Origin of the sequence: Inhella sp., assembly GCF_027532025.1 — a bacterium.
Lineage (GTDB): Bacteria > Pseudomonadota > Gammaproteobacteria > Burkholderiales > Burkholderiaceae_C > Inhella.
Genome location: NZ_JAPZSY010000009.1, coordinates 1 through 1,161, shown reverse-complemented (window position 1 = coordinate 1,161; position 1,161 = coordinate 1). Strand labels below are relative to the sequence as shown.

3 protein-coding genes are annotated in these 1,161 nt (G+C 65.6%); all 3 read left to right on the top strand.

Going from position 1 to position 1,161, the window contains the following annotated elements; translation table 11 throughout:
- The coding region (locus O9335_RS02395; protein ID WP_298382992.1) for a MaoC/PaaZ C-terminal domain-containing protein at positions 1-273 on the top strand (273 nt) is incomplete at its 5' end.
- Positions 274-396: 123 nt separating this feature from the next.
- Positions 397-627: an addiction module protein gene (locus O9335_RS02390; RefSeq protein ID WP_298382990.1), complete on the top strand. Its 231-nt coding sequence runs from the start codon at positions 397-399 to the stop codon at positions 625-627.
- 18 nt (positions 628-645) lie between these two features.
- A complete protein-coding gene (locus tag O9335_RS02385) occupies positions 646-948 on the top strand; it encodes a hypothetical protein (RefSeq protein WP_298382987.1) in 303 nt (100 codons plus the stop codon).
- Positions 949-1,161: the final 213 nt, after the last annotated feature.

Sequence of the window (1,161 nt, the reverse complement as noted above, 5' to 3'; positions counted from 1 at the left end):
CTCTCGGCCGCGGCCGGCCTCTTCGTCAGCCCCGCCCCCGGCCCCGTGCTGGCCAACTACGGCCTGGAGAACCTGCGCTTCGTCACCCCCGTGGCCATCGGCGACACCATCCAAGCCCGCCTCACCGCCAAGCGCAAGATCGACCGCCCCCCTCGCGACGACCAACCTGCCCAAGGCGTCATCGGCTGGGACGTGGCGGTGACCAACCAGCGCGGCGAGCTGTGCGCCAGCTACGAGATCTTGACCCTGGTGGCCAAGCGCAACGCGGGGTGAGTGGCTGCTGTGGGTCGATAGCGCCCCTCGCGGAACTCGGCAACGGCTCGTTGGGGCACCTGAGGTAAAACCGCGGCTCTACGCCGAGCCCGCCGCCGGTGGCCTGTCCAAAGGAGACCCAAGATGTCCAGCTTCATGCCCCCTGAACTTCGCGCCTTGGCCCTGGCGGAGCGGCTGCAACTCGTCGAGGACGTGTGGGACAGCATCGTGGAAGACAGCGCTGGAAACCTGCCGGTGAGCGATGCCCAGCGCGAAGAACTTCGTCGGCGTTTGGCGGCCCACGAAGGCCAACCCGAACAGGCGGTTCCGTGGGAGCAGGTGCGGGCAGCGCTGTTCAAGCCCGCCGCGCACTGAGCCTGGCCCAGTCGCGCCATGCGCGTCGTCTTCCGACCGGAAGCCCAAGAGGAACTGCTGGAAGCGAAGGCCTGGTACGAGGCCCGCGCCGATGGCCTGGGGATGGACTTCGCCCGGGCTTTTGAATCGGCCCTGCTGAACGCGTTGCGGCGCCCTGAGGCACACCCGGTCGTGCAAGACGAACTTCGACGGGTGCTACTGCGCCGTTTTCCCTATGCCTTGTTTTTGCCGGGCGCGGGGCGACGAATTTCTTGTCGTTGCGGTCTTCCACCATCGCCGGGATCCGGCTTTGATGAGTGGAAGACAAAAGGCAAGACTTGACCCCTGATCTTGCGTGCTCTCGGCCGCGGCCGGCCTCTTCGGCAGCCCCGCCCCCGGCCCTGTGCTGGCCAATTAGTCGGCCCTGCAAATGACCCAACCCGTTGTTTTTGAATGACTTTCGGGTGATTTCGGATGGTCGAAACTCCCGGAATTCAATTCAATGGGCGGCATTTCCTGGGAGATCGAGGACAGCATCCGATGGCCACCGACGAC